The following is a 24428-nucleotide window of genomic DNA, read 5'->3' as shown; positions in this document are numbered from 1 at the left end:
CTTCCTTGGCGGCCCTGCGCCAAAATCTCCATGCCTTGCGATATCGCTGGCGCGAACCACCACGAAAGCGCAAGTTTCAGTCCATGCCAAAGCTATCTTAGCGCCTATGCCCTTGAGGGGGAGATGTCCGGCAGGACAGAGGGGGGTGCGAAGGATCGCGACTTCTCGGTCCAACCCTCGTCAAAACCTTACAACAACCCCGAATCGCGCGCGGTCGCTGTCGCCTCGCCGCGCGACACCGCATCCAGCTTGCCCAGCACCGCCGAGACATGGTGATCGACCGTCTTTGGCGAAATCGTCAATTGCTCGGCGATCCGCTTGTTGGAGAGACCACGTTCGATCAGCTGCAGCACCTGCATCTGGCGCAAGGTGAGGCCGGCGAGGTTGGCGCGCGTCGAGCGGCGCGGGCCGCGGGCGATGCCGCCAACGCCGTTCTTGCGCATGATATCGCGCAGGCGCTGGGCTGCCGGCCTTGCCCCCAGGCCGTCGAAAATATCCAATGCCAGCCGCTGCCCCTCGTCGTCGCCGAGGATGAGCGCCAGTCCGCGCTCGTATGGCGCATTCAATTCGGCCCAGAGTGCCGAAGCCGAACGCCAGTCGCCGGTCAGAAGCAGCCGGTATGGTGTCGCCATGTCGGCGGTGTCGCCGGCCGGCATATCGGGAGAGAGCAATGTTCGCCACAGCGCCAGCTCCCCGACATGGGCACGCGAGCGCACCGGCGTTTCGGCGCGGGTGATCAGCGCCAGCGCCTCTTGCCTGTCGGCCAGGCCCAGCCATGCTTGCTCCGCTATCAAGGCCGCATAGGAGCTCAGCATCTGCAGGTCGCCGCCGCTTCCGACCAGACGCGCCATTTCGGCGAACAGCGGCTCGGCCGAAGGATCGCCGCGCCTCAGGCGCAGTTTCGCCAATGCCAGCAGCGCCGGAAACCGGCCCACGGTAGTTGTCCGCTCATTGTCGATGACATCGCTTGCCGTCGCGGCGGCCTCATCCCATTGGCCCTGACGCAGTTGCACATCGGCCAGCATGCCCCTGAGATAGTCGCGCCAGGTGCCGAGGTCGTTCTCGGTGCAATAGTGGATGCCGCTCTCGAGCACCGGACGTGCCGCGTCGTAGCTCATCTGGGTGATCTCGAAACAGGCGCGGTTGGTGAAGGCGCGCGCGGCATGTTCCTGGAAATCGCCTTGGAGCGCAATTTCAAGGCTTTGGTCGAGGCGCAGGCGTCCGGCGGCCGGATTGAGCCACTGCTCGACGCAGCCGACATTGTTGAGAGCATGCGAGGCGATGTCGGGACGGTTCATCCGCGCAGCCAGCGCCGCTGCCTTCTCGCCATAGAACAGCGTGTCCTCCACCCTCTCCGACAGCATCGCCAGATGTGAAAGGTTCGAATAGGCCATGGCGAGTTCCGGACCGGCGGGAGCCGCTTCCAGCATCGCCACCGCCTCGGCGCCGAAGGCGGCCGCCGCATCGCGGTCATCGCCCATTTCGCTCAGCCGGGAGAGCCATCTCAGGCTGTCGCCCTCCTTCAGCCTGTTGCCGTCTGCCTGATGCAACCGGCGCGCCTGTCCCTGCGCTGCAAGCGCATCATCGATCTTGCCGATGAGATGGCACTCGAAGGCATGACTTTCGTAGAGCGCGGCGCGCTCGATCACCGGCAGGCTGTCGGCCTGCTGCAGGGCGATCTCGTAATAGCCGGCGGCATCGCGATGGGCGCCGACGCGCGACGCCTCGCGCGCGGCGATTGGCGCAAGTTCGCGCACCGCCGCCAGATTATGCGCCTCGACCGCATGATGCACCAGGCGGCCTGTGGAGACGTCGCCATTTTCGAGCAGTGCCGCCAGCGCACGCTGGTTGAATTGCCGCCTGTGCGACGTCGTCAGCATCATTTCGATGGCGCGCCGCGCGATGTCGTGCCGGAAGGCGTAGCCGTCGCCCAGGTCGTCAAGCAGGCCGTTGGCGACACACTCGGCCAGCTGGCCGGCGCTGGCGACGCCGCACAGGCCTTGCAAGGCCCAGGCGTCGGCGCGGCGCGGGAACACCGACACCGCGTCGAGCATGGCCCGGGCGCCAACCGACAGCCGCTCGGCCCGCGCCAGCACCGCGTCGCGCACGCTTGCCGGCAGCGCCGTTTCGTTTTCGGCCGACAGCAATTCGGTGACAAAGAAGGCATTGCCTGCGGTCGCCCGGTAGATGGCGTCGCCATCGCGGCCGGCCGCATCGGCGAGCGACAGCACGGCCGCCTCGCTGAGCAGCGGCACGTCGATGCGCGCCACGCTGCCGGCCGGGATTTCGCCCAGGGCGCGGCGCACCCGCATCTGTCCCTCGCTGCGGTCGGTGCGCGCCGTGAGCAACAGCAGGATGTGGATATTGGCGATACGCCGGCCGAGGAAGCGCACGAAATCGAGCGTCGCATCATCGGCCCAGTGCAGGTCTTCGATGATCAGCAGGCACGGCCCCTTGGCTGCAAAAGCGTCGAGCGCATCGGAAAACAGCGGCAGTCTCTGCCCATGCCGGGCGTCGATTGCGCGCGGCAGCGCCCATTGCGCCTCACGGGCCAGATCGTAAAGCGGCCCCAGCGGATCGGGGATCGACAGATCCTCGCAAGCGCTGCGCAACATTGCCGCGCTCTGCCCGACACGGGCCGCGAATGCCTCGACAAGCGCCGTCTTGCCGGCGCCGGCCTCCCCGGCCAGCACGGCGACGCGGCCATGGCCGCCTATTGCATCGCCAAGCAGGCTCTCCAACTGCTGCAGCTGCGTCTGCCGTTCCAGAAGCATCATTATCATCGTCTCATACGATCGGAGTTTTCCCACCATGGCGGGCCGCTCACGATTAGCCCGTGAAGAAAGCGACGCAATGTGACTTTGCACACATTGCCGTGCCTCTTTCCACAAAGAACGACGCCAATATAGGGAATCGTCCCGTCCAATATGGGGAATCGTTCCGATGCGCGGGCCGGGCCGGCGTGGTCAACGTCCAGCAGCGCTCCGATCGAGCGTGAACCAATGGAAAAGGAAGTCTTCCATGCCTCGCTATTTGATTGAACGCACATTTCCGGACGGCCTCAACATTCCGATGACCGACATCGGCGCCACTGCGGTCGGCGGCGTCGTCATGCGCAATGCCGAAAAGGGCGTCACCTGGATCCAGTCCTTCGTCACGCCCGACAAGAAGCACAGCTTCTGCATCTACGACGCGCCGACGCCCGAAGCGATCCGCAGCACGGCTCAGAAAAACTCGCTGCCGGTCGACAAGATCACGGAGGTGCGGGTTCTTGACCCTTACTTTTACCTCTGATCCTGCGTTCGGTCGCCACGATGATGAGCATCAAACTGTCCTTCGCGGCCGTGGCGAACTGCCTGATGGCCTGCCGCTCGGCGGAATCGGGCCTGTCCTGGGAAAGACCGTCCGGCCAACCTCCGTGCTCGGCCGTCTATGGCGGTTCGCGACGAGGCTGCCTGCGTATCTGTCTGAAAGGCGGCCCTTGCCCCCGGAAGGCGACTATCTGAGGCGCGACATCGGGCTATCGGAGCGGGACGTCCCGCAGGAATATTGGCAATATTACTTTTGGGATCGTTGATTTTGCACGGTTTTTAAGGGCTGCGGCCAAAGCCCGGCAACGGAAGCCGCATCGCATGAACCGGGACGGACAAACCAAATCCTAAACCAACGCCGCAGCGTTTCGGGCAGCCTGATCGGCCGCCGTCGCCTCGAGCGTCAACAAACGGACGGAAGACCATGACCATAACTCTTTGGACGACACGCTTCGCGGCTTTCGCCGCCATCTCGATCGCGGCGGGTGCGGCCGCCCAGGCGCACGACGCCAATCCGCTGGCCGAAAAGGTGCGCGCAGCCAACAGCCGCTTCGAAAATGTGGCAGCCGCCACCGCCGAAGGCTATGCCCCCATCCCTTGCGCCAGCGGCATCACCGGCGGCGCCATGGGCATCCACTATGTCAACGGCGCCTATCTCAAGGACGATGCCGTCGATGTCGCCAAGCCCGAAGCGGTGATGTACGAGCCGACGGCCGACGGCAGCCTGAAGCTGATAGCGGTCGAATACATCACCTCGAAAGGCCCGGCCTCGCTCGAAGGCCAGCTGTTCAACTTCAACAGCGCCCCCAATCGCTACGGCCTCGGCCCGTTCTACGAATTGCATGTCTGGGCCTGGAAACAGAACCCGACCGGCGCCTTCGCCGACATGAACCCGAACGTGTCCTGCGACGCCATGAAGGGGATGTAACGCCTCACATGTGACACCTCGGGCACCGGACATCCGGTGCCTGGCCATCCCCCTTGGCGGGGGAGGGGCGAGCGAAACGCCGACCGGCTCCCCAGTCTTCCCCGGCGTTCGCTCGCCCTATTGTTTTGTCTCGGATGTCGCCAAGCCCGAGATGTCCGAGCCGACCGCCAGCGGAACGCGTTTCCATCTTCCTTGTGGCGTTGTGACCGCAACTATGCTATGGTCATGGCCATGGTGCTGATTTGCGCTGACAACCCGCCGCCGAGGCGGGTTTTTCATTTTCCTGGGTGGTTCACTGCTGTTTGCTTAACGACGCCGCCCCGGCCCAAGGCCGGCGCATCCGTTTCTACGCCGCCTTCAACCGCACCATTTCGGCCTCGAACTCGAACTTCAGCGGCGCGGCTTCTTCCTCCGGCAGCCAAAGCACCATGTGGGCACGATCTTGCGGTAGAGCCGGACACTGTCCTGATCCCAAGGCAGTGTTTCCGCGCTTCGCGCCTCGGCGATAAGCCTGTGCAATCGCGCGTACCCGGTCCGGATCGCCAGGATAGTAAACGGTCAGCGCGTCTTCATCGAACAGCTCGGACTGTTCTTCGGCGCCAAAAAGGTCGAGTTGATTTCTTGCCATGTCCACGGGTGTAACGGGTCGATTCTGGGCCGAACTCTGCCTCATCCCGTTTTCATGAAGCGACCACCCGTAACCGGCGTATCCCCTGTTCCTGACGCAGCCTGTCAGTTGACAGCTTCCGCGCCGGCTGCCAGCCGGGCTTTGTTATTGCCCATCTCCCCACCTGGGGGGAGATGGTCGGTAGGCCAGAGGAGGGCACTGTCCGGCCCAGCGTATCAATATTTCCTAAGCTGCCTTGAGCCGTTCCCATTCCTGGTCAAACTGGAAGCAGTACTGCGCTGCCTCCTCGTCAGACAGCAGCCCGGCCATCTGTGGAAAGATTGTCCGGTAGAGGCTCTGCTTGGACCAATCCCAAGGCATCGACTTTGCCGCCCTCGCTTCGGCAAGAATGCGCTCTAGTCGCCGCCGCACTTTATCCGGATCGGGCTGCCACACGGGCTGCGTGAGTTCGGTCCCGAACAGGTCGCCCTGCGAGTCGATATTACCGAATAGGTCAGGTTCGCTTTGCTTTGTCATGGCGCCTCGAATCACCCCGATCATGACAAAGCTTGGTGGGCGATGCGAGTGGCGTCGCCAGCTTATCCCCGGTTGGGAAAAGCCTGTGCATAAGCAGTATCAATGCGCGCTATCTGCTCATTCGTGAAGGCCAACGCGTCGGCGATACGCCCGACTTGGTTGATTTCGTCGAGTGATAGCATTCGCTCTTTGCGCGATTTCAGATATTTGTCGATCACTTGATAGCCGCCAATATGGAAATTCCACACCGCCTCCGGCACAGGCGCAAAACTCTGTGTTTTATTAATTGAAATGCGCTCATCTTCCGCCGACCAACGCACATGCTCAACCTCGTTAGCCCCTTTGCCGTGATAGTTTGCTAGGCTCCGCCGAGGCAGATCATGAAGCAGATGTGCCTGCACCAAGGCCCACCCAAGCAGAGACAGCACCTCGAAATCTTTTGCCTTCTCGGCAAAAGGAATGCGTGGGAAATCAATGCGAAGAAACGCCGCATAATGCGACCGGTAAGCTGGCGCGTGCAGAACCGCATAGATGTAGCCGAGAATTTCTTCCGGCGAATAGTGGTGGTCGTACCCCCTGTCGAGGAAAGCGCGGAAATCGGGGGAGAGGTTCTCTGACTTGGTTCCAGTTACATCATACAGCCATAGCGGAAACGCGTAGTTCGCCTCGCTTGAGGCATCCGAGACGGTGCAATCATTCGCGGGCGTTTCGACGACGAGCGAGTGTCGCCAGCTGCCGGTTCCAATTTGACGAGAAACCAGCAATTGAAGATTTTGCTGCCAAGCCACATGGTCGAGCAGTTCCCTTCGGGGATAGTCCATGAACTCTGGACCAAAATAACATGGTCGGTCATCAAAGGGTCGAAAGGCGCAATCGATGATGGGACGTTCCGGATTTTCCGCTTTCTGTAATGATTCGCGTGCGTTTTTGAGCTGCCAGTCCCGGTTGTCTTTGAGGAAATACAGATCCCTGAGAACCTGATCTGATTTGCTTCTGTCGCACATATCTCGGACGCGAGACAGCATCTCTTGGCGATCAAACGCCACGGCGAAATGGTCCCTATGAGTTTGAAATCCTAGCACATTCCAGAGAAGATTTGCCTTTTATCGGATGCAGCGCTCAGGCTATCCGCGATCTGCCACCATTGCCCGTATTCTTCCCATCCAGTCCAGTCGACCGCTGAGAGCATGAAGTAGGAAGAGAACGGTTTAGGTCGCGACCATTCGATCGTGGAGATCTCTGCCTCGGCACACTCCTGATATTTGGACAGCCGGCTTCCCCAGATGTCCGTATGCCATACCCCTTGCTCAGCATCCTTCTTTTTAACTAACAGCGCGATCGCCACGCCTTCTGAATATCAAAGACGTTTTCATTCTCTTTGCCCTCTGGCACCAGCTCCTTGGGCTTAGTACTGCCGTGGAGATCGACCAAATATATCTGGTCGAAGCTGCGCAACAGACTTTGGCGCATACCGCGAAATGTCGGATTGTCCAACCATGAGTTATTGGTGATAATTCCGACGACCCCTTCTTCGACCTCGTCCATTTTCAACTGAGCAAACCGAATGAATTTGACATAGTCGTCATTCAGCCATTTCGGATTCTTTTCCCCCAGCGGCTTTTTCACATCACTAAAGACCGGATTTCCGTCCGCGTCCGTCTCCGTTTGCACACGACCGAAGGTGTATTTATAGCCGTCAATAGCAGTTGTGATCCACTTTCCCTTATTCTTTGAATGGCCTGCATAAGGCGGGTTGCCAAGGATCACGAGGATCGGCTTCTCCTTAACGGTCTGCGCTTCCCTCACCTCGTTCGACAGCTCCGGTAAGAAGGCGCTTTTTTGCGGCTCAACAGGCTCCAACGTGTTGGTTAAGAACACCTGTAGCCGTTCATTTTCTGTCAGCGGATGGCCTTTGTCCTTGAGATACTGCGAAAGCTTCAAATGGGCGATCGTATAGGGCGCGATTAGGTACTCAAATCCGTAGAGATTCTTGAGCATGTGCTCGCGCACCACAGCATCCGCCTTGCCTGTCTCCGGCCCGCCTATGTTGTCGAAGATGCGTTGCATCACTTCGAGCAGGAAAGTGCCCGTTCCTGCCGCAAAATCTAACACCGTCACCTTCTTGTGGTCGGCAAGTCCGTCGGCGATTTGAAACTGATTTTTTAGGATGTCGTCTACAGCCCGCACAATGAAGTTAACCACCGGTGGTGGCGTATAGTAAACGCCACGTGCCTTGCGTGTCTCCTTGTCATAGGCTCTCAGAAAGTCTTCATAGATGAACGGATCGCGCTCGAAGAGCCGGTGCTCTTCTTCGTCCCCGGCACGGATCTTGCGACTGATCGCCTTGCGCTGGCGGAACGACAGGTCTTCGCGAATGTTAGCTATGGCGAGGCCGTTGACGATCGATAGAATCTCGTCGACCACCCATTTCGCCTCATCATATTCGGTCTCCTGCATCTCCTCCAAGAATCGGACTAATTCGCGGATCAGTCGAAAAGATCCGGGAATGAAGCGGCGCACGTTGTCGAGCCGGATGATTTCGTCGTCGCTCGCGTTCAACTTTGCGAGAAGGAGACCGTAAGCAAGCATCTGCGCGAACGCGTCGGCGAACTCGGTAACTGTTAGCTCATGGAAGACCTGCTCGCGAAAAACGTCGTAGAGTCCATGTAGTCTCCCTTCTTTGTGCACTTTTGTCTGTCGAACCAGTTCCTCTGTCAGGTAGTCGCGAAGCAGCTTCGATCGGGTCGCTAGAGCGACCGCCAGTTGCTGTGCCCTTTGCAAACCCTGCGGGGGAGAGGAGAAGAATGCCGCGAGCAGCTTTGACACCGCTTCGGCCTTGTCCGGGTTAACTTGGATCGTGCGGCTTTCGATGTCGTTAGGAAAGGCCAGCGACTGGCGGTCTAGTATCTTGCCGGCACCGTCAATGCGGATGAAATGGAAATAGTCGGTGACGACGATATTGTCCGATAGCTTGCGATACTTGACGATTTGGTCGGACTTCAAAATCTTGTCCAGGTTTGCGCCAATCTCTTTCACCTCGACATATCCAAGGATCATGCCTTGCCGCTTCACTTTGAAATCTGGTGCGCCCTTGTCGGCGTCTCGTTTCGGCTCGTGTTGCACTTCAATGCCGGGCGCCATCGCGTCCACAGCGAATGTATTAAGAAAGTTTCAAGCGCGGCTCGCCCGGTATGTTCCGTTCCGCCATCGCGGTAGTTGGCCGCCAGCGCCTTTAAATACCTATCGAAACGAATGTCCATGCGCTCCCCCTATTCTAGCAATGAACCCGTAACTGATGTTCTAAGCAAGCGTCGACAAGAAATCGTTGGCCTTTCGTCCGCTCCGGCGGACCGCCTCTCCGCCCACCCTTTCTTAATGTGTCTCCGCTACATCGAAACCTTGAAAAGAGGCGGAAAACGGAGAGACATCGGGGTGCGCTTTTCCGCGGCGACGACGGCCGGGCGGTTCTTGCCGCAGCGCTTGGCGCTGCGCATGAGGCCGTTGCTTGGCCGCATCGATGCGGTGCTGTTCACCGCCGACGAACGCGGCGAAGCCGGCCGCATGTCGCTGATCGCCTTTGCCATCCGCATCGTCAGCGCCGTCATCGCCTTCATCAGCCAGGTGCTGATGGCGCGCTGGATGGGCTCGTTCGAATACGGCATCTTCGTCCTCGTCTGGGTGACGATGGTCATCGTCGGCAACCTCGCCTGCCTCGGCTTCCACACCTCGGTCATCCGCTTCATCCCCGAATATCGCGAACGCAACATGCTGGCCGAGCTGCGCGGCATCGTGGTCGCCAGCCGCCTGTTCGTGCTGATTGCCTCGACGGCGATCGCCGGGCTTGGCGCACTGGGCGTCTGGCTGTGCGCGAACTGGATCGAGAGCTACTATGTGATGCCCTTCATCCTCGGCCTGTTCTGCCTGCCGATGATCGCCATGGGCGATCTGCTGCAAGGCCAGTCACGCGCCAATTCCTGGGCGTTGTTTGCGTTGTCGCCGACATATCTGGTGCGGCCGGTGCTGATCCTGGCGCTGATGGCGCTGATGCTGGCAATGGGCTATGCGCCCGACGCCAGGACAGCGATCTTCGCCTCGATCGCCGCCACCTACGCCACCACGCTCGGCCAGCTCATCGGCGTGACCACGCGCATGGGCAGGAATATCCCGGCCGGGCCGATGAAGGTGCATTTCGCCGAGTGGTTCATCGTCTCGCTGCCGATCTTCCTGGTCGAGAGCTTCTTCTTCCTGCTCACCAACGCCGACGTGCTGATGGTCGGCGCCTATCTCCAGCCCAATGACGTCGCCGTCTATTTCGCCACCGTCAAGACGCTGGCGCTGGTGCATTTCGTCTATTTCTCCGTCAAGGCCGGCGTTGCCCAGCGCTATGCGCAGTTCACCCATGGCGAGCCGGAAAAGCTCGCCGCCTTCGCCCGCGAGACCGTGTCGTGGACGTTCTGGCCGTCGCTGCTGATGGCGCTGCTGGTGCTGGCGCTCGGCGAACCGATGCTGGTGCTGTTCGGCCCCGAATTCACCGCCGGCTATCCGCTGCTGTTCCTGCTGGTGTTCGGCGTCGTGGCGCGCGCCGCCGTCGGCCCGTGCGAAAGCCTGTTGACGATGAGCGGCAACCAGAACATCTGCGCCGCCGTCTATGCCATGACGCTGGCCTTCAACATCGGCCTCAACGTGGTGCTGATCCCGCTCTTTGGCCTGTGGGGGGCGGCGATCGCCACCAGCCTCGCCATGGTCTTCGAGGCCAGCGCCCTGTCCTTCACCGTCTGGCGCAAGCTCGGCATCGTCATGCTGATCTTCGTGCCCGCTGCCGAGGGAGCCGCCTGATGGCCGCCATCCCGCTGATCGAGGAAACCAGCGGCGGTCCGGCCGGCGCCATGGTGTCCGGCCTTGCCGGCCTGGCGCGCGACGCCGATCCGGCGCATCTCGAGATCCTCGCCAACAACCGGCCGCTGCGCAAGCTGGCGATCTATCCGGCTTCGGCCGGCTTCGAACTGGTCGAGGAACTCGACTATCTGTGCACCCGCACGATCGAGCCCAACGTCTTCTTCAACCCGCGCTTTCTGGCGCCGGCCATGCCCCGGCTGGAAGATCGCGAGGTCAAGCTGGCGGTGATCCGCGACGGCGACGAATACCGCAACCGGCTGCGCCTGCTGGTGCCGTTCTCGGTCGAAAGGCCGGCCGTGCCGCTCGGCGTTCCGGTGATGCGCACCTGGTCGAGCCCGTTCGGCCCGATCGGCACACCGCTGGTCGACCACGACGACCCGATCGGCGTCGTCGAGGATTTCTTCGGCATGCTGTCGCGGCCGCATCTCAAGCTGCCGAAGGTCTTCGTGCTGCCCGACATGCCCCTCGACGGCCCATTGGCCAGCGTGCTGGCCACCGTTGCCGAGACGCGCGGCCTGACAATGGTCACCACCGGCAAGGCGGACCGGCCGGTGCTCGAAAGCACCCTCGACGGCGAGGCCTATTTGAAAGCATCGCTGCGCGCGCACCACTACCGCGAATTCCGCCGCCTGAAACGGCGCCTGGGGGATCTCGGCAGGCTGGAGCATGTCGTGGCGCGGGGACCGGACGAAATCCGCCACGCCATCGAAAGTTTCCTGACGCTGGAGGCGGCCGGCTGGAAGGGCCGCGAGCGCACCGCCATGGCCATCGACCGCTACCGCGCCGCCTTTGCCCGCGAAGCCGTGCACCGGCTGGCCGAGCACGACATGTGCCGCATCCATTCGCTGACGCTGGACGGCCGCACAATCGCCTGCCTGGTCGTCTTCGTCGAGGCCGGCGTCGCCTACACCTGGAAGACCGCCTATGACGAGACGCTGGCGACCTATTCGCCGGGCACGCTGCTGATGATCGAGGTGACCAGGCAGCATCTCGACGACCCCAACATCATGATGACCGATTCCTGCGCCGTGCCCGACCACCCGGTGATGAGCCGGCTGTGGAGCGAGCGCAAGCCGATGGGCTCGCTGGTGATCGGGCTGACGCCGGATGCCGACCGCCTCGCCCGCCAGGCCGCCTCGCAGCTGCATCTCTACCGCGAGACCCGCAACATGGCCCGCCTGCTGCGCAACCGCGTGAAGAGTTTGCTGGGACGGCGATAGCCACTGGATCAACGGCAAGACACCAGCTATGGGTCGGCGCGGCAATTTCGGCCGGCCTTCACGACAAGCCATCCTGATGATCAGAACCTTTTTGCGTCACGCCGGTCCCCGTGCGGCCTTTTCGCTGCTTGCACTGCTGCCTGTCCGCGCCTGGGCCGATAGCTGTCCCGAGGATTGCAGCGAGCCCGCGCCGTCCATCAACATCTACAGCCACACCGCCGCCAGCTATCTCAGCCCGGCCACGCTGGGTGCACTGCCGCGCGTCTATGTGCCGAACCGCTCCTCCAACAGCGTCACGGTGATCGACACCATGACACTCAAGGAAGTCGACAGGTTCCCGGTCGGCAGCAAACCGCAGCACGTCGTGCCGTCCTGGGACCTGAAGACGCTCTGGGTCGCCAACAATGGCACCGGCAAGAACGGCAGCCTGACGCCGATCGACCCGATGACCGGCAAGCCCGGCCCGCAGATCGCCGTGGACGATCCCTACAATTTGTATTTCATGCCGGGCGCGGCCATCGTCGTCGACGAAGCCCTGGAGCGGCTCGATTTCCGCGATCCTCACACCATGGCGCTGAAGTCGAGCCTGCCGACGCCCACTTGCCCCGGCATCAACCACGCCGAATTCTCGGCCGACGGCGCCTACGCGATTTTCACCTGCGAATACGGCAATGGCGGGTTGGCCAAGATCGACCTGAAGAACCAGAAGGTGCTTGGCCATCTCGACTTTTCGAAAATGGGCATGCCGCAGGACATCCGCCTCTCGCCCGACGGCAAGGTTTTTTACGTCGCCGACATGATGAATGACGGCGTGTTCCTCGTCGATGGCGACAGTTTCAAGGAAATCGGCTTCATCCCGACCGGCATCGGCGCCCATGGCTTCGTCGTCAGCCGCGACGGCAAGCGGCTCTATGTCTCGAACCGGGGCTCGCACAAGATGGAGCAGGGCCAGGCAAAGGGACCGGGCAGCGTGACGGTGATCGACTTCGCTACCCGCGCGGTCGTCACGCAATGGCCGATCCCCGGCGGCGGCAGCCCCGACATGGGCAATGTCAGCGCCGACGGCAAACAACTATGGCTGTCCGGCCGCTTCGACAGTGCCGCCTACATGATCGACACGACATCGGGCGCCGTGACCAAGTTTCGGGTTGGCTCAGAACCCCACGGCCTGACGGTCTGGCCGCAGCCGGGACGCTATTCGCAGGGCCATACGGGGAATATGCGCTAAGTCCGCGTTCGAGGCGCGCTCGAACGCAAGAGGTCGCAAAGGGCGACCGCTCGTCGGCCCGGAACGAGCAGGGGCTTTCCTTGGACACCGCGAAGCTGTAGCTCCACACACTGGTTTCGGATACCGCCAGAAGATGAACCTTCGCCGCATCGTCCTCATCGTCGCGCTTCTCAATCTTGCCTATTTCGGGATCGAGTTCGCTGTGGCGCTCGCCATTGGATCAGTGTCCCTGTTCGCCGACAGCATCGACTTTCTTGAAGATGCTTCCGTGAACCTCCTTATCCTGCTCGCACTTGGGTGGTCTGTGCGCTCCCGTGCGCGGGTGGGGATGGCATTGGCGCTCATCCTTCTCATGCCGGGTCTGGCAACGCTCTGGACGGCTTGGGAGAAGTTCAACGTGCCGGTGCCGCCGCAGCCCATCGCCTTGACCTTGGCGGGACTTGGCGCTCTCGCCGTCAACCTGTCCTGTGCCTACATGCTGGCCGCGCACCGGCATCGTGGCGGCAGCCTCACAAAGGCGGCCTTCCTGTCGGCCCGCAACGACGCCTTGGCCAACATCGCCATTATTGCCGCAGGGTTGGTCACGGCCTTGCTCTGGCATTCCGCGTGGCCCGATTTGGCGGTGGGATTGGGGATCGCGGTCATGAACGCCGACGCGGCCCGCGAAGTGTGGGAAGCTGCCCGTGAAGAACACCGTGCGGCGGCCTGAGAGCACGTAGAGCGGGGCTACCGGCCGCCGCTGATTGGCGCTATCGCTGTCATTCGCAGCAGCCGCCGCTGGGTCTTTGTCGAGGCACTGTTCGAACCCGGAGGGTTCGCAAGGGCGACCGCCCGTCGGCCGGTCAGGCCGCCCCATCGGAGCCCGTGAGCGAAGCGAACTGGCGTGAGATAAAAAATGGTGCCCCTAGCCGGAATCGAACCAGCACTCCTTGCGGAACTCGATTTTGAGTCGAGCGCGTCTACCAATTCCGCCATAGGGGCTCAGGCCCAAAGGCCTGGATGGGCGCGGACTATACGGTTGGAGGCGTGTTCGTCAACTGGCCAAATGCGCCGCCGTGCCCTGCTTGCGGCAAAAGCCCGCCTTTCTGTTTCGTGAAGCTCCTGCCATTGTGCGGCGCGGAAAATCTTTCTAGACAGACGCGCATCAAAGCGCGTTGCGTCTGGGCAACCTGCATCCAGGAGAGCCGATGCTTCGCGGACTTTACGACTGGACCTTGTCGCTGGCGGCCCGCAAATCCGCCGAATGGTGGCTGGCTTTCATCGCTTTCGTCGAAAGCTCGGTGTTTTTCATACCGGCCGACGTCTTGTACCTGCCCATGGCTTTGGCGCGGCCCGAACGCGCCTATCGCTACGCGCTGATCGCTACTGTCGCGTCGGTGCTGGGCGGCATTGCCGGCTGGCTGATCGGTTACTATGCCTACGACACGATAGCACGGCCGATGCTGGAGCACTTTGGCGGCCTTGACGCGTTCGAGAGGTGGCAGTCGGCCGGCACCGGGCTGATGCTGGTGCTGCTTGTCACATCGGGTGCCGCCCACCTGCCGCCGATCAAGGTGGTCACCATTCTGGCAGGCGCCCTCCACGTCAATCTTGTCGTCTTCATCGTCTCCGCCATCCTGGCGCGTGGCGCTCGTTTCCTGCTTCTGGCCTGGCTGCTGCGCCGCTATGGCGAGGAGATCAAGGAATTCATCGAGAAGCGTTTGGGATTGATCGTCGGCGCCCCCGCCGCCCTGATTTTGCTCTATATCGTCGTCAAATACGCCTTCTGACCGCCCAAGGCGGGCGGTGGGTCAGGACTATGCCGGCGGACGGCGAATTCAACGGACGAAACATGACAGCCACGATGACAGCCGATACCGGACGCCAGCGGACGCGCACCGCTTTGTTTCTCGCCGTGGCCATGGCCGCCACGGTCGGCTCCGCGCTCGCCTTCCAGCACATAGGCGGCTACATCCCCTGCCATCTCTGCCTGGAACAGCGCACGCCCTATTATATCGGCGCCCCGCTGATGCTCTTGGCAGTGATCGCCTCCATGCTCAGCGCACCGGCATGGCTGACGCGGGGGCTGCTTGCCGTCGGCGGCCTGCTGATGCTCTACGGGCTCTATCTCGGCGTCTATCATTCGGGCGTCGAATGGGCCTGGTGGCAGGGTCCGGCCGATTGCACGGCCGGCGCCGGCCCGGTCGATACCGGCGGCAAAGGCGTGCTCGACGCGCTCGACAAATTCGTGCCGCCATCCTGCGACAAGGCAGCCCTTCGTATCCTCGGCCTGTCGCTGGCCGGCTGGAACGCCATCGCCAGCTTCATCCTCGCCGCCGTCGCCTTCCGCGGCGCGCTGGCGCGCGAATAATCAAGTGCGAGGTCGCGCCATGCGGCCAGTCTCTTAAGTTGGCACCGCCCCTCATTGCCCTGCCGGGCATTTCTCCCCGTATAGTGACGGGGAGAAAGACGCAGTCATCAATGGTTTCGCCAATCCCGAACGCTGAAAGAAGGGCGCCAAATTTGCAGCCAATTCCCTTCTCCCCGTCACTATACGGGGAGAAGGTGGCGGCAGCCGGATGAGGGGCAGCACCTGACATCGGCGATTGCCCTGGCAAGGCCGATCGGGCCAATCCCTACGGCTCCAACTCCACATCCCAGTAGAGATAATCCATCCAGCTTTCATGCAGATGGTTGGGCGGGAACAGCCGGCCATTGTTGTGCAGGTCGTGCACGGTCGGCTGGTAGGGCTTCTGCAGCGGCCACATCTTGGCGTGCGCCGGCATCATGCCGCCCTTCCTCAGATTGCAGGGTGAACAGGCGGCCACGACATTCTCCCACGTCGTCGCCCCGCCGCGATGGCGCGGGATGACGTGGTCGAAGGTCAGATCCTCGGGCGTGCCGCAATATTGGCACTGGAAGCGGTCGCGCAGGAACACGTTGAAGCGGGTGAATGCCGGGTGCCTCGACGGCTTCACATAGGCCTTCAGGCTGACGACGCTGGGCAGCTTCATCGAAAAGGTCGGCGAAGACACCGCATGCTCGTATTCGGCGACGATGTTGACCCGGTCGAGGAACACCGCCTTGATGGCGTCCTGCCAGGACCAGAGCGACAAGGGGTAATAGCTGAGCGGACGGTAATCCGCATTCAGCACCAGCGCAGGAAGCCCATCCGGAGATACGGCAACCGTCACCTTGTTGACCTCCTCGTTCTAGAACCGATCGGCGCGGATACTGTAAGCCCGACATGACAGGGATGTGAAGCGGATTGTCACTCGTCAAAAGCGGCAAAAATGCAGGATTTTAACGCTTTTTTGCCGATTCAGGCCGGGGGTGCTGCGTCCCTGCCCCTGGTTTCGCGATAATAGGACCAGAAAAGCCGCGATGCGACACCTCGCCACGGGCTCCATGATTCGGCCAGAGCGATCAGTGTTTTCTCCGGCGGACGCGGCTCTATGCCGAGCGCGTGGCCAACCGCGCTCTGCAGCGCGACGTCGCGCGCGGGGAAAATATCGGGGTGGCCGGCGGCAAACAGGAGATAGACTTCCGCCGTCCACGGGCCGATGCCCGGCACCGCGATCATAGCCGCGATCGCCTCTTCGGCGTCGAGCGAACAGAGGTGATGCAGGTCGAGCCCGTCAACCACGGCCTGCGCAACCGCGATCAGACCGCGCTGCTTCGGCCGCGACAGCCCGGCCTCGCGAAACATGTCCTCGCCGGCGGCAAGGATCGCCTGCGGCGTCAGCGGAGCGACCAGTTTCACCAGCCGGCCGAAAATTGCATCGGCGCTCGCACGGGATACTTGTTGCGAAACGATAATGGAGGCCAGGCTTCGAAAGCCGGGCTCCGACAGCCGCAGCGGCACCTCTCCGGCCATGCCGCGCACCTTTTCCAGGCGCGGATCGATTGCGCAAAGCGCATCCAGCCCGCGCGCAATATCGTCCAGTGTCGCGATGCGTTGCATGTTTTCTTGTTCCTGAACCGGCCGCACGGTAGCAATTGGCAAAACCGCTGCACAACCCGATTGCCGCTTGTGAGATGACGCTCCTGACATTCCGCTTCGCGCCGAGCCCGAATGGCGAACTGCATCTCGGCCATGCCTATTCGGCACTGCTCAACCAGCAACTGGCGCGTGCGGCCGGCGGCCGCCTGCTGCTGCGCATCGAGGACATCGACACGATCCGCTGCACGCCTGAATTCGAGGCCGGCATCTTTCGCGACCTCGAATGGTTAGGTCTCGAATGGGAACAGCCGGTGCGGCGCCAGGCCGAGCATTTCACCGACTACCAGGCCGTGCTCGACCGGCTGGTCCGCGAAGAACTCGTCTACCCTGCCTTCATGAGCCGTGGCGAGATCAGGGCCTTCATCGCCGACAGCGAAAAGCGCGGCCGCGACTGGCCGCGCGACCCGGACGGCGTGCCGCTTTATCCCGGCGCCGACAAGGCGCTGCCGATCAGCGAACGCAACCGCCGCATCGCCGAAAATGCGCCCTTCGCCTGGCGCCTCGACGTTAAGGCGGCGCTGGCGCGCGTCGGCACGGATTTGTCCTGGCGCGAATTCACCAACGAGACGCTTTCGGCGACGCAGCGCGTCGAGGCGCGTCCGCAGGACTGGGGCGACGTCATTCTGGCGCGCCGCGACATACCGACCAGCTATCACCTGGCCGTCGTCGTCGACGACGCCCTGCAAGGTGTGAGCCATGTCGTGCGTGGCCGCGACCTCTATTCCGCGACCGGCATCCAGCGCCTGCTGCAGGAATTGCTCGGCCTCGGCCAGCCGCAGTATTTCCACCACCGTCTCATACTCGGACCGGATGGGCGCAAACTGTCGAAGAGTTTTGCTGATACCGGCCTTGCCGCGCTGAGGCAGGCAGGCATGTCGCCGGACGATGTCAGGCGGCTGGTCGGGCTATGACTAAAGCCGGGCCAGCCCCGCCTTGAGCAGCGCCAACGCGCCGATAAACGCGAAGGCGCCGCCCAGTCCCCAGGCAACCGCGAGCTTCAGATCTCTCAGGACGATGCCATGTTCGTTCGCGGCCATGACCGCGGCGAAAAAGCCGAGCGTGAACAGCAATGTGTTGCCGGTCGACCCAAAACCGTCCTCCTGCATGATGGCGTCGAGCGCTGAACCGAAGAAGAAGCCGAACACGGCCACACTGGCCACCGTCATCAACAGCCAGCTTGTATCGAGATGCAACAGCATGCGCGCTCCCTGTCGAAGCCAAAACGCCATGTCGCCGGATCGATCGACAGAAGTCGATTGCCCTGACGCCGCCCTTTGGATTCGGCCACCTCCTACATCAGGATGAGCTTATGTACCAATTGTTTCGCTTTGCTTGCCGGATTGAACCGCATTAGAGCAATTGCCGTATTTGTCTCTTCACCCAATCGAACCTCTCCACCGGAAACGGCTTCCCCGAAAATGCACAGTCTCAAGCGGTTCATCCCCGCCTCGTTTGTCGTCCTGTGGGCGACAGGTTTCATCGGCGCGCGCTACGCCATGCCCTGGGCGGAGCCCTTCACCTTTCTGGCGGCCCGCTTTGTCATCGCCGCCTTGCTGCTCGCCGGCCTGATGCTCGTGCTTGGCTCGAAGCGAGCCACAAGGGCAGAAGCGCTTCACGCCACGGTCGCCGGCATCCTCATGCATGGCATCTATCTCGGCGCGGTGTTCTGGGCGATCCACAGGGGCATGCCCGCCGGGCTTTCGGCGCTGATCGTCGGCCTGCAGCCACTGATCACCGCCGTGCTTGCCGGCCGATTCCTCGGCGAGGCCATCCTGCCGCGCCACTGGGCCGGCCTTGCCGTCGGCCTTGTGGGAGTGATCATCGTGCTGTGGCCGAAGCTCGGCGCTCTCGGCGGCGGCGTTACGCCCGAAACCCTGACGGCGTCGCTGGTCTCGGTGCTGGGCATGAGCGCCGGGACCATCTGGCAGAAGCGCTATGCCTCGGGTGGCGACCTGGTGGCGGCGACGATGTGGCAATATATCGGCGGCGGCTCGCTGATGATCCTGGCCTCGCTGGCCCTTGAGACCCACACGGTGATCATCAACGGCGAACTGATCTTCGCCATGGCCTGGCTGGTCCTGGTGCTGTCGATCGGCGCCATCTTCTTGCTGATGGTGATGATCCGCGACGGCGAGATGTCGAAGGTCGCGTCGCTGTTCTACCTGGTGCCGGCCGTCACCGCTGTCATCGCCTGGGCGCTGTTCGGCGAACAGCTCAGCCTCGTGCAGATCGTCGGCATGGCAATCGCGACGCTCGGCGTCGGGCTGGCCACGGCTCGGCCAGCCAAAGCCTAGCTGCCGACACGTGCGCGCGCTTCGAGAAAGCGGCTGATCGCCGCGTTGAGTTCGCCGCCGAGGATGAAGATCGCCGACAGCATATAGAGGAAAACCACGGCGATCATGATCGAGGCGAGGCCGGCATAGGTCGTCACATAGGACGAGAAATGGTCGAGGTAGGTCGCGAACATCGTCGAGCCGACAAGCCACGCAGCCAGAGTGAAGATGATGCCAGGCACCAGCGAGACAAAGCGGCGCTTGCCCGCCGGCAGCCAGTAGTGGACGGCAAACAAGCCACCGATAATGACAGTTGAGGCGATGACGTAACGCCACAGCGTGATTGTGCCCGTATAGGGTTTGATCCACTCGAAATGAGCTTCCGCCAGCCGCGCCAGCAAAGGCGCAAAGACCAGGAGCACGCTGATCGCCAGGAAACCGGCCGTCGCGATCAGCACGAAGAAAATGCTCTGCACCCGGCGGTAGATGATGCCGCGCGTTTCGGCGACGCGGTAGGCGCGGTTGAGCGAGGTGCGCAGCGCCTCGATGCCGTTGGAGGCGAAATAGGCCGCCAGAAGCACGCCGTAGGTCAAAAGATCGGTGCGCCGCACGGTCAGCACGTTGAGCACCTCGCGCGCGATAGGCTTGGCGATCTGTTCGGGCCAGGTGTCGAAGACCAGGTGCACGGCAGTATCGGCGAACGCCTGCGCACCGAGGAAGCTCGCCAGCGTGGTGGCGAAGATCAGGAACGGGAACAGCGCCATGAGCGAAGTGATCGCCAGATGGCTGGCCATGGCCCAGCCGTCATCGGTGTTGAAATGGCCAAGCGCGTCATAGAGCACGCGGCGCAGCACGACGACATTCCGCATCAAGAGCCGCGTTCCCTTCGATTGTCTCGACGCCGCGAATATGGGAAGGGATTGTGGCAAATGGCAACCCTTGCTCAAACCACGATGCCGCCTGCCAAAGAGTTGCGCACCATCATCGTCACCGGCGCCTCGTCCGGGATAGGCGCCCACTGCGCCCGTGCACTGAAGGCGGATGGCTGGCGCGTGTTTGCAACGGCGCGCAAGCCGGATGACATAGCCGCACTTGAAGCCGACGGCATCGAGGCCTTTTATCTCGACTACCGTGAGCCGGATTCCATCGCAGCACTTGCGGCATCGGTGCTGGAGCGGACAGGCGGACGCCTCGACGCCCTGTTCAACAACGGCGCCCATGCACAGCCCGGCGCCGTGGAAGACCTGCCGGTTGCGGCATTGCGCGAGCAGTTCGAGGCCAATTTCTTCGGCTGGCACGACCTCACCCGACGCATCGTACCGGTAATGCGTCGCCAGGGACATGGCCGCCTCGTTCATTGTTCCTCGATCCTTGGGCTAGCGCCGGTGCCTTTTCGCGGCGCCTACTCAGCCTCCAAGCACGCGCTCGAAGGCCTGATGCTGTGCATGCAGCAGGAACTCAGGGGCAGCGGCATCCATGTCTCGCTGATCGAACCGGGGCCGGTGACCTCGAAAATCGCCAGCAACGGGCTGTTCTGGTTCCTGAAGAACATCGACCACGAGAATTCCGTCCACCACCTCGCCTATGCCACGCAGCTGGCGCGGCTTCGGGCCGGCGGCAGCTCATCGCGGCTGAAAAAGGGGCCGGAGGTGGTCTATGCGGCCTTGCGCCATGCACTTCTGTCGCGGCGCCCGCGCCCGCACTATGTGGTAACAGTGCCGGCCAGGATTGGCGTGATGCTCAAGCGCATCCTGCCGGCATCGATGCTCTACCGCGTTCTGGCCAGATGCGCCTGACCGCAACAGAACTGGGAACAGATCATGGCAACCGTCATCAAAGTCCTCCTCGTCCTCGTCATGGTCGCCGTGGTGATCGTGCTTGTCCGCGGCCTCATCAACATGATGCGCGGCGGCTCCGGTGTGAGCTCGAACAAGCTGATGCAGGCGCGTGTGCTGTTGCAGGCGCTGGCGTTGGCACTGATCCTGCTGGTGGTGTACTTCACCCGCAAGTGACGGCCGTTCGGGAGGCGACGTGGTCAAGCTCAACAAGATCTACACCCGCACCGGCGATGACGGCACCACTGGCCTCGGCACCGGTGAACGCAGGCTGAAATCCGACCTGCGCGTCGATGCGTACGGCACCGTCGATGAAGCCAATGCCTGCATCGGCATCGCCCGCCTGCACACAGCGGCAAGTTATCCCGCCATCGACGCCATGCTGTCCCGCATCCAGAACGATTTGTTCGACCTCGGCGCCGATCTCGCCGTGCCCGACGACGGCAAGCCGCTTGGCTACGAGCCGCTGCGCATCATCGCCTCGCAGACCGACCGCGTCGAAAAGGATATCGACCATCTCAACAAGGATCTGCAGCCGCTCAAATCCTTCGTGCTCAATGGCGGCACGCCGGCGGCGGCAGCACTTCATCTTGCCCGCACCGTGGCGCGACGTGCCGAGCGGATCATGGTGGCGCTGGCGCAGGACCCGGCCGAACATGTCAATCGCGAGGGGCTGAAATACATAAACCGCGTCTCGGACTTTCTGTTCGTCGCCGCTCGTGCGGTCAATGACAACGGAAATGCCGACGTGTTATGGGTGCCCGGCAAGAACCGCTGAATTTTCGAAGGCGGGAAAGGGCTTGGGGCATGTTCATCCCGCTTTACGACTCCAACAGGTTGCGCCACATCCGGCTGCAATATGTGACGATCGGCCTGATCGCGGCCAACGTGTTGGTCTTTCTCATCACCACGATCGGCGGCGAAAATTTCAACAACGCAGCCGTGCTCGGCTTCGGCTTCATTCCTTCGGTTGTCCACGACACGGCAGAACTCTCGCCCCAATTCGTCGTCATTCCGGAGAGCCTGAGTTACCTCACCTATGCCTTCCTGCATGCCGATATCTTTCATCTCGGCGGCAATATGCTGTTCCTGTGGGTGTTCGGCGATAATGTCGAGGACGCACTCGGCCACATCCGCTACCTCATCTTCTACCTGCTTTGCGCCATCGCCGGCGCCTTCTTCCAGGGGCTCGTCGCCTGGAGTTCAGAGGTGCCGCTGATCGGCGCCTCCGGCGCCATTGCCGGCGTCGTCGCCGCCTATCTGGTCCTCTACCCCCGGGTGAAAGTGTGGGTGCTGGTCTTTGCCCGCATTCCGCTGCGTATCCCGGCCTTCATCCCGCTGATCCTGTGGATCGGCTTCCAAGTGGTGATGTTTGCCGCCGGCGGCGAAAACCAGATATCCTGGGCCTGCCATATTGGCGGCATCATTGCCGGTGGCGTGCTGGTGCTCATCATGCGCAGCCGCGGCGTGCCGCTGCTCGCCGGTGACGACGGCGAGCCGGAACCCGCCGATCAGCCAGCCGCTTCTACTGGCCCGGCGCCAGCCGGTCCCGCTCCCGTGCAACCTGAGACGCGTTGGGGCCGGGGTGGCGCTTCCGGTCACAAGTGAACCGATTTGGGTGGTTTGGCCGCTGCCGTGGCATATTGACGTGTTGCGTCGCCACAACTACGGAGAGCGCCACCGCTAGGCGGCAGAAGACCAGAATTCGTCCGGCCAGGATTCCGTTTGGCCGCAATTCAGTCAGGAATGTCGGCTTTCGACAACTCTGCGGAGGCGCACGCTGCTATAGCGCGCCCGGATATCTCAGGAGAGGTGACAGGCAAATGAAGATCCTTGTGCCCGTGAAGCGGGTTGTGGATGCGAACGTCAAGGTTCGCGTCAAGGCTGATGGTTCGGCGGTTGAACTCGCCAATGTCAAGATGGCGATGAACCCGTTCGACGAGATCGCGGTGGAAGAGGCACTCCGGCTGAAGGAAGCCGGCAAGGCCGAAGAGATCATCGTCGTTTCGATCGGCCCGCAGCAGGCGCAGGAAACGCTCCGCACCGCGCTCGCCATGGGCGCCGACCGCGCCATCCTGGTCAAGACAGATGAACAGACCGAGCCGCTCGGCGTCGCCAAGGTGCTGAAGGGCGTCGTCGACGCCGAGCAGCCCGGCCTCGTGATCCTCGGCAAGCAGGCGATCGATGATGACTCGAACCAGACCGGCCAGATGCTGGCCGCCCTGCTCGGCTGGGCACAGGGCACCTTCGCCTCCAAGGTCGTGCTCGACGGCGACAAGGCCAAGGTGACGCGCGAAGTCGATGGCGGCCTGCAGACGGTGGAACTGAAGATGCCGGCGATCATCACCGCCGATCTTCGCCTCAACCAGCCGCGCTACGCCTCGCTGCCCAACATCATGAAGGCCAAGAAGAAGCCGCTCGACGAAAAGAGCCCGGCCGATTACGGCGCCGACGTCAAGCCGCGCCTGAAGGTGCTCAAGACCGAGGAGCCCAGCGGCCGCAAGGCGGGCGTGAAGGTCAAGAGCGTCGCCGAACTGGTCGACAAGCTGAAGAACGAAGCCGGCGTGCTCTGAGACTGGAAGGAACAGATAAAATGACCATTCTCCTCATCGCAGAACACGACAACGCAACTCTTTCCGACCAGACCGCCAAAGCGCTCTCGGCGGCGCTGCAGATCGGTTCGGACGTGCATGTGCTGGTCGCCGGCAAAGGCGCCAAAGGCGCTGCCGACGCCGCCGCCAAGCTCAAGGGCGTGAGCAAGGTGCTGCTGGCCGAGGCCGACGAACTGGCCGAGCGCCTCGCCGAACCGCTCGCCGCACTCGTTGTCTCGCTGGCCGGCGCCTACGACACCATAATCGGGCCGGCGACCTCGTCGGGCAAGAACGTCGCGCCGCGCGTGGCGGCCCTGCTCGATGTCGCGCAAGTCTCCGAGATCATCGAAGTGGTTTCACCAGACACGTTCAAGCGGCCGATCTATGCTGGCAATGCGATCCAGACGGTGCAGTCTACCGACGCCAAGAGGGTCATCACTGTGCGCACCGCCTCCTTCCAGGCTGCCCCCGAGGGCGGCTCGGCAGCTGTCGAGACGGTCAAGGCCGCGGCCAATCCCGGCCTCTCCACTTTCGTCGAGAACAAACTCTCGGAAACCGACCGTCCGGAGCTGACCTCGGCAAAGATCATCATTTCGGGCGGCCGCGCGCTCGGCTCCTCGGAAAAGTTCCAGGAAGTCATCCTGCCGGTCGCCGACAAGCTCGGTGCAGCCGTCGGCGCCTCGCGCGCTGCCGTCGACGCCGGCTACGCCCCGAATGACTGGCAGGTCGGCCAGACCGGCAAGGTCGTGGCGCCGGACCTCTATATTGCCGTCGGCATTTCCGGCGCCATCCAGCACCTTGCTGGCATGAAGGATTCGAAGGTCATCGTCGCCATCAACAAGGACGAAGAGGCGCCGATCTTCCAGGTTGCCGATTACGGCCTGGTCGGCGACCTGTTCGTCATCCTGCCGGAACTGCAAAAGGCGCTTTGACGCTCTCTGCCAAAGCGTATTAAATTGTGAAAGGGTGGGGTAGACGAAGCTGCCCCACCCTTTTAGTTTGCACTGCACAAAAAGCAGG

At 62.4% G+C, this 24428-nt stretch carries 26 protein-coding genes and 1 tRNA gene; 16 read left to right on the top strand and 11 right to left on the bottom strand.

Translation table 11 applies throughout. The features are described from left to right. Positions 1 to 188: 188 nt before the first annotated feature. Positions 189 to 2777 (bottom strand): helix-turn-helix transcriptional regulator, encoded by a 2589-nt coding sequence (locus tag NKI61_RS16495; RefSeq protein ID WP_352840079.1) that lies wholly within the window; start codon positions 2775 to 2777, stop codon positions 189 to 191. A 244-nt stretch (positions 2778 to 3021) separates the two neighbouring features. Between NKI61_RS16495 and NKI61_RS16490 the strand changes: the two genes are divergently transcribed. Beyond that, positions 3022 to 3294: a DUF4242 domain-containing protein gene (locus tag NKI61_RS16490; RefSeq protein WP_023685308.1), complete on the top strand. Its 273-nt coding sequence runs from the start codon at positions 3022 to 3024 to the stop codon at positions 3292 to 3294. Positions 3295 to 3735: 441 nt separating this feature from the next. After that, positions 3736 to 4239 carry a hypothetical protein gene (locus NKI61_RS16485; protein ID WP_023694007.1) on the top strand — a complete coding sequence of 168 codons (504 nt, stop codon included), beginning with the start codon at positions 3736 to 3738 and terminating at the stop codon, positions 4237 to 4239. 346 nt (positions 4240 to 4585) lie between these two features. On the opposite strand, the gene NKI61_RS16480 is transcribed toward NKI61_RS16485, so the two are convergent. From NKI61_RS16480 to NKI61_RS16460, 5 genes are all read right to left on the bottom strand, one after another. Beyond that, positions 4586 to 4912: a hypothetical protein gene (locus NKI61_RS16480; protein ID WP_156932448.1), complete on the bottom strand. Its 327-nt coding sequence runs from the start codon at positions 4910 to 4912 to the stop codon at positions 4586 to 4588. Positions 4913 to 5092: 180 nt separating this feature from the next. Beyond that, positions 5093 to 5383, bottom strand: coding sequence for a hypothetical protein (locus tag NKI61_RS16475; RefSeq protein WP_156932449.1), 291 nt, complete (start codon positions 5381 to 5383; stop codon positions 5093 to 5095). 62 nt (positions 5384 to 5445) lie between these two features. Then, entirely contained in the window at positions 5446 to 6429 is a 984-nt protein-coding gene (locus tag NKI61_RS16470; RefSeq protein WP_156932450.1) for a type ISP restriction/modification enzyme, read from the bottom strand. A 29-nt stretch (positions 6430 to 6458) separates the two neighbouring features. Continuing rightward, positions 6459 to 6728, bottom strand: coding sequence for a hypothetical protein (locus NKI61_RS16465; protein WP_023748473.1), 270 nt, complete (start codon positions 6726 to 6728; stop codon positions 6459 to 6461). Then, positions 6710 to 8524 (bottom strand): N-6 DNA methylase, encoded by a 1815-nt coding sequence (locus NKI61_RS16460; protein ID WP_023748474.1) that lies wholly within the window; start codon positions 8522 to 8524, stop codon positions 6710 to 6712. The genes NKI61_RS16465 and NKI61_RS16460 overlap by 19 nt, the downstream gene beginning before the upstream one ends. Before the next feature lie 291 nt (positions 8525 to 8815). Here NKI61_RS16460 and NKI61_RS16455 point away from each other — a divergent pair, with 291 nt between their 5' ends. The 4 genes from NKI61_RS16455 (at position 8816) to NKI61_RS16440 (ending at position 13436) form a co-directional block, all read left to right on the top strand. Continuing rightward, positions 8816 to 10219, top strand: coding sequence for a lipopolysaccharide biosynthesis protein (locus NKI61_RS16455; protein ID WP_023711750.1), 1404 nt, complete (start codon positions 8816 to 8818; stop codon positions 10217 to 10219). Further along, entirely contained in the window at positions 10219 to 11499 is a 1281-nt protein-coding gene (locus NKI61_RS16450) for a GNAT family N-acetyltransferase (protein WP_352840078.1), read from the top strand. The genes NKI61_RS16455 and NKI61_RS16450 overlap by 1 nt, the downstream gene beginning before the upstream one ends. A gap of 76 nt (positions 11500 to 11575) precedes the next feature. After that, the gene (locus tag NKI61_RS16445; RefSeq protein ID WP_352840077.1) at positions 11576 to 12727 is read left to right on the top strand and encodes a YVTN family beta-propeller repeat protein; all 1152 of its coding nucleotides are present in this window, start codon (positions 11576 to 11578) and stop codon (positions 12725 to 12727) included. Between the two features lie 133 nt (positions 12728 to 12860). Continuing rightward, entirely contained in the window at positions 12861 to 13436 is a 576-nt protein-coding gene (locus NKI61_RS16440) for a cation efflux transmembrane domain-containing protein (protein ID WP_023673757.1), read from the top strand. 187 nt (positions 13437 to 13623) lie between these two features. On the opposite strand, the gene NKI61_RS16435 is transcribed toward NKI61_RS16440, so the two are convergent. Further along, positions 13624 to 13708, bottom strand: a tRNA-Leu gene (locus NKI61_RS16435). A gap of 206 nt (positions 13709 to 13914) precedes the next feature. Between NKI61_RS16435 and NKI61_RS16430 the strand changes: the two genes are divergently transcribed. Further along, positions 13915 to 14496 carry a YqaA family protein gene (locus NKI61_RS16430; RefSeq protein ID WP_352840076.1) on the top strand — a complete coding sequence of 194 codons (582 nt, stop codon included), beginning with the start codon at positions 13915 to 13917 and terminating at the stop codon, positions 14494 to 14496. A 62-nt stretch (positions 14497 to 14558) separates the two neighbouring features. Beyond that, the gene (locus tag NKI61_RS16425; protein ID WP_352840075.1) at positions 14559 to 15077 is read left to right on the top strand and encodes a disulfide bond formation protein B; all 519 of its coding nucleotides are present in this window, start codon (positions 14559 to 14561) and stop codon (positions 15075 to 15077) included. Between the two features lie 265 nt (positions 15078 to 15342). Here the strand turns inward: NKI61_RS16425 and NKI61_RS16420 are convergent, their stop codons facing one another. Beyond that, positions 15343 to 15900 carry an HNH endonuclease gene (locus tag NKI61_RS16420; RefSeq protein WP_008874122.1) on the bottom strand — a complete coding sequence of 186 codons (558 nt, stop codon included), beginning with the start codon at positions 15898 to 15900 and terminating at the stop codon, positions 15343 to 15345. A 128-nt stretch (positions 15901 to 16028) separates the two neighbouring features. Continuing rightward, positions 16029 to 16670: a DNA-3-methyladenine glycosylase family protein gene (locus NKI61_RS16415; RefSeq protein ID WP_023698697.1), complete on the bottom strand. Its 642-nt coding sequence runs from the start codon at positions 16668 to 16670 to the stop codon at positions 16029 to 16031. A 74-nt stretch (positions 16671 to 16744) separates the two neighbouring features. On the opposite strand from NKI61_RS16415, the gene gluQRS reads away from it, so the two are divergent. Further along, positions 16745 to 17620: a tRNA glutamyl-Q(34) synthetase GluQRS gene (gluQRS, locus tag NKI61_RS16410; protein WP_352840073.1), complete on the top strand. Its 876-nt coding sequence runs from the start codon at positions 16745 to 16747 to the stop codon at positions 17618 to 17620. Here gluQRS and NKI61_RS16405 read toward each other — a convergent pair whose 3' ends face one another. Continuing rightward, positions 17621 to 17908, bottom strand: a complete 288-nt coding sequence (locus tag NKI61_RS16405) for a hypothetical protein (protein WP_023671677.1) — start codon at positions 17906 to 17908, stop codon at positions 17621 to 17623. Between the two features lie 219 nt (positions 17909 to 18127). On the opposite strand from NKI61_RS16405, the gene NKI61_RS16400 reads away from it, so the two are divergent. Further along, on the top strand, positions 18128 to 19003 hold the full coding sequence (locus NKI61_RS16400) for a DMT family transporter (protein WP_352840072.1): 876 nt from the start codon (positions 18128 to 18130) through the stop codon (positions 19001 to 19003). Here NKI61_RS16400 and NKI61_RS16395 read toward each other — a convergent pair. Continuing rightward, positions 19000 to 19851, bottom strand: coding sequence for a YihY/virulence factor BrkB family protein (locus NKI61_RS16395; RefSeq protein ID WP_031246482.1), 852 nt, complete (start codon positions 19849 to 19851; stop codon positions 19000 to 19002). The genes NKI61_RS16400 and NKI61_RS16395 overlap by 4 nt on opposite strands. A 60-nt stretch (positions 19852 to 19911) precedes the next feature. Here NKI61_RS16395 and NKI61_RS16390 point away from each other — a divergent pair, with 60 nt between their 5' ends. The 6 genes from NKI61_RS16390 (at position 19912) to NKI61_RS16365 (ending at position 24340) form a co-directional block, all read left to right on the top strand. Then, positions 19912 to 20778 carry an SDR family oxidoreductase gene (locus NKI61_RS16390; RefSeq protein ID WP_352840071.1) on the top strand — a complete coding sequence of 289 codons (867 nt, stop codon included), beginning with the start codon at positions 19912 to 19914 and terminating at the stop codon, positions 20776 to 20778. Positions 20779 to 20802: 24 nt separating this feature from the next. Further along, complete coding sequence (locus NKI61_RS16385; protein ID WP_023671673.1) at positions 20803 to 20994, top strand: twin transmembrane helix small protein; 192 nt, start codon at positions 20803 to 20805, stop codon at positions 20992 to 20994. Between the two features lie 19 nt (positions 20995 to 21013). Further along, positions 21014 to 21595, top strand: a complete 582-nt coding sequence (locus NKI61_RS16380; RefSeq protein WP_023742873.1) for a cob(I)yrinic acid a,c-diamide adenosyltransferase — start codon at positions 21014 to 21016, stop codon at positions 21593 to 21595. A gap of 29 nt (positions 21596 to 21624) precedes the next feature. After that, a complete protein-coding gene (locus NKI61_RS16375; protein WP_023742874.1) occupies positions 21625 to 22425 on the top strand; it encodes a rhomboid family intramembrane serine protease in 801 nt (266 codons plus the stop codon). Positions 22426 to 22640: 215 nt separating this feature from the next. Then, a complete protein-coding gene (locus tag NKI61_RS16370) occupies positions 22641 to 23390 on the top strand; it encodes an electron transfer flavoprotein subunit beta/FixA family protein (RefSeq protein ID WP_023671670.1) in 750 nt (249 codons plus the stop codon). Between the two features lie 20 nt (positions 23391 to 23410). Then, on the top strand, positions 23411 to 24340 hold the full coding sequence (locus tag NKI61_RS16365; protein WP_023671669.1) for an electron transfer flavoprotein subunit alpha/FixB family protein: 930 nt from the start codon (positions 23411 to 23413) through the stop codon (positions 24338 to 24340). Positions 24341 to 24428: the final 88 nt, after the last annotated feature.

Origin of the sequence: Mesorhizobium sp. M0514 (genome assembly GCF_040321145.1) — a bacterium.
Lineage (GTDB): Bacteria > Pseudomonadota > Alphaproteobacteria > Rhizobiales > Rhizobiaceae > Mesorhizobium.
This window is presented reverse-complemented; position numbering and strand designations above follow the sequence as displayed.

What these genes read in the sequence shown, in the direction of transcription:
- NKI61_RS16495 (WP_352840079.1), bottom strand. Translation starts at nt 2,777, where the DNA reads ATGATGCTTCTGGAACGGCAGACGCAGCTGCAGCAGTTGGAGAGCCTG.
- NKI61_RS16490 (WP_023685308.1), top strand. Translation starts at nt 3,022, where the DNA reads ATGCCTCGCTATTTGATTGAACGCACATTTCCGGACGGCCTCAACATT.
- NKI61_RS16485 (WP_023694007.1), top strand. Translation starts at nt 3,736, where the DNA reads ATGACCATAACTCTTTGGACGACACGCTTCGCGGCTTTCGCCGCCATC.
- NKI61_RS16480 (WP_156932448.1), bottom strand. Translation starts at nt 4,912, where the DNA reads ATGAGGCAGAGTTCGGCCCAGAATCGACCCGTTACACCCGTGGACATG.
- NKI61_RS16475 (WP_156932449.1), bottom strand. Translation starts at nt 5,383, where the DNA reads ATGACAAAGCAAAGCGAACCTGACCTATTCGGTAATATCGACTCGCAG.
- NKI61_RS16460 (WP_023748474.1), bottom strand. Translation starts at nt 8,524, where the DNA reads ATGGCGCCCGGCATTGAAGTGCAACACGAGCCGAAACGAGACGCCGAC.
- NKI61_RS16450 (WP_352840078.1), top strand. Translation starts at nt 10,219, where the DNA reads ATGGCCGCCATCCCGCTGATCGAGGAAACCAGCGGCGGTCCGGCCGGC.
- NKI61_RS16445 (WP_352840077.1), top strand. Translation starts at nt 11,576, where the DNA reads ATGATCAGAACCTTTTTGCGTCACGCCGGTCCCCGTGCGGCCTTTTCG.
- NKI61_RS16440 (WP_023673757.1), top strand. Translation starts at nt 12,861, where the DNA reads ATGAACCTTCGCCGCATCGTCCTCATCGTCGCGCTTCTCAATCTTGCC.
- NKI61_RS16430 (WP_352840076.1), top strand. Translation starts at nt 13,915, where the DNA reads ATGCTTCGCGGACTTTACGACTGGACCTTGTCGCTGGCGGCCCGCAAA.
- NKI61_RS16425 (WP_352840075.1), top strand. Translation starts at nt 14,559, where the DNA reads ATGACAGCCACGATGACAGCCGATACCGGACGCCAGCGGACGCGCACC.
- NKI61_RS16415 (WP_023698697.1), bottom strand. Translation starts at nt 16,670, where the DNA reads ATGCAACGCATCGCGACACTGGACGATATTGCGCGCGGGCTGGATGCG.
- gluQRS (WP_352840073.1), top strand. Translation starts at nt 16,745, where the DNA reads ATGACGCTCCTGACATTCCGCTTCGCGCCGAGCCCGAATGGCGAACTG.
- NKI61_RS16405 (WP_023671677.1), bottom strand. Translation starts at nt 17,908, where the DNA reads ATGCTGTTGCATCTCGATACAAGCTGGCTGTTGATGACGGTGGCCAGT.
- NKI61_RS16400 (WP_352840072.1), top strand. Translation starts at nt 18,128, where the DNA reads ATGCACAGTCTCAAGCGGTTCATCCCCGCCTCGTTTGTCGTCCTGTGG.
- NKI61_RS16395 (WP_031246482.1), bottom strand. Translation starts at nt 19,851, where the DNA reads ATGCGGAATGTCGTCGTGCTGCGCCGCGTGCTCTATGACGCGCTTGGC.
- NKI61_RS16390 (WP_352840071.1), top strand. Translation starts at nt 19,912, where the DNA reads ATGGCAACCCTTGCTCAAACCACGATGCCGCCTGCCAAAGAGTTGCGC.
- NKI61_RS16385 (WP_023671673.1), top strand. Translation starts at nt 20,803, where the DNA reads ATGGCAACCGTCATCAAAGTCCTCCTCGTCCTCGTCATGGTCGCCGTG.
- NKI61_RS16375 (WP_023742874.1), top strand. Translation starts at nt 21,625, where the DNA reads ATGTTCATCCCGCTTTACGACTCCAACAGGTTGCGCCACATCCGGCTG.
- NKI61_RS16370 (WP_023671670.1), top strand. Translation starts at nt 22,641, where the DNA reads ATGAAGATCCTTGTGCCCGTGAAGCGGGTTGTGGATGCGAACGTCAAG.
- NKI61_RS16365 (WP_023671669.1), top strand. Translation starts at nt 23,411, where the DNA reads ATGACCATTCTCCTCATCGCAGAACACGACAACGCAACTCTTTCCGAC.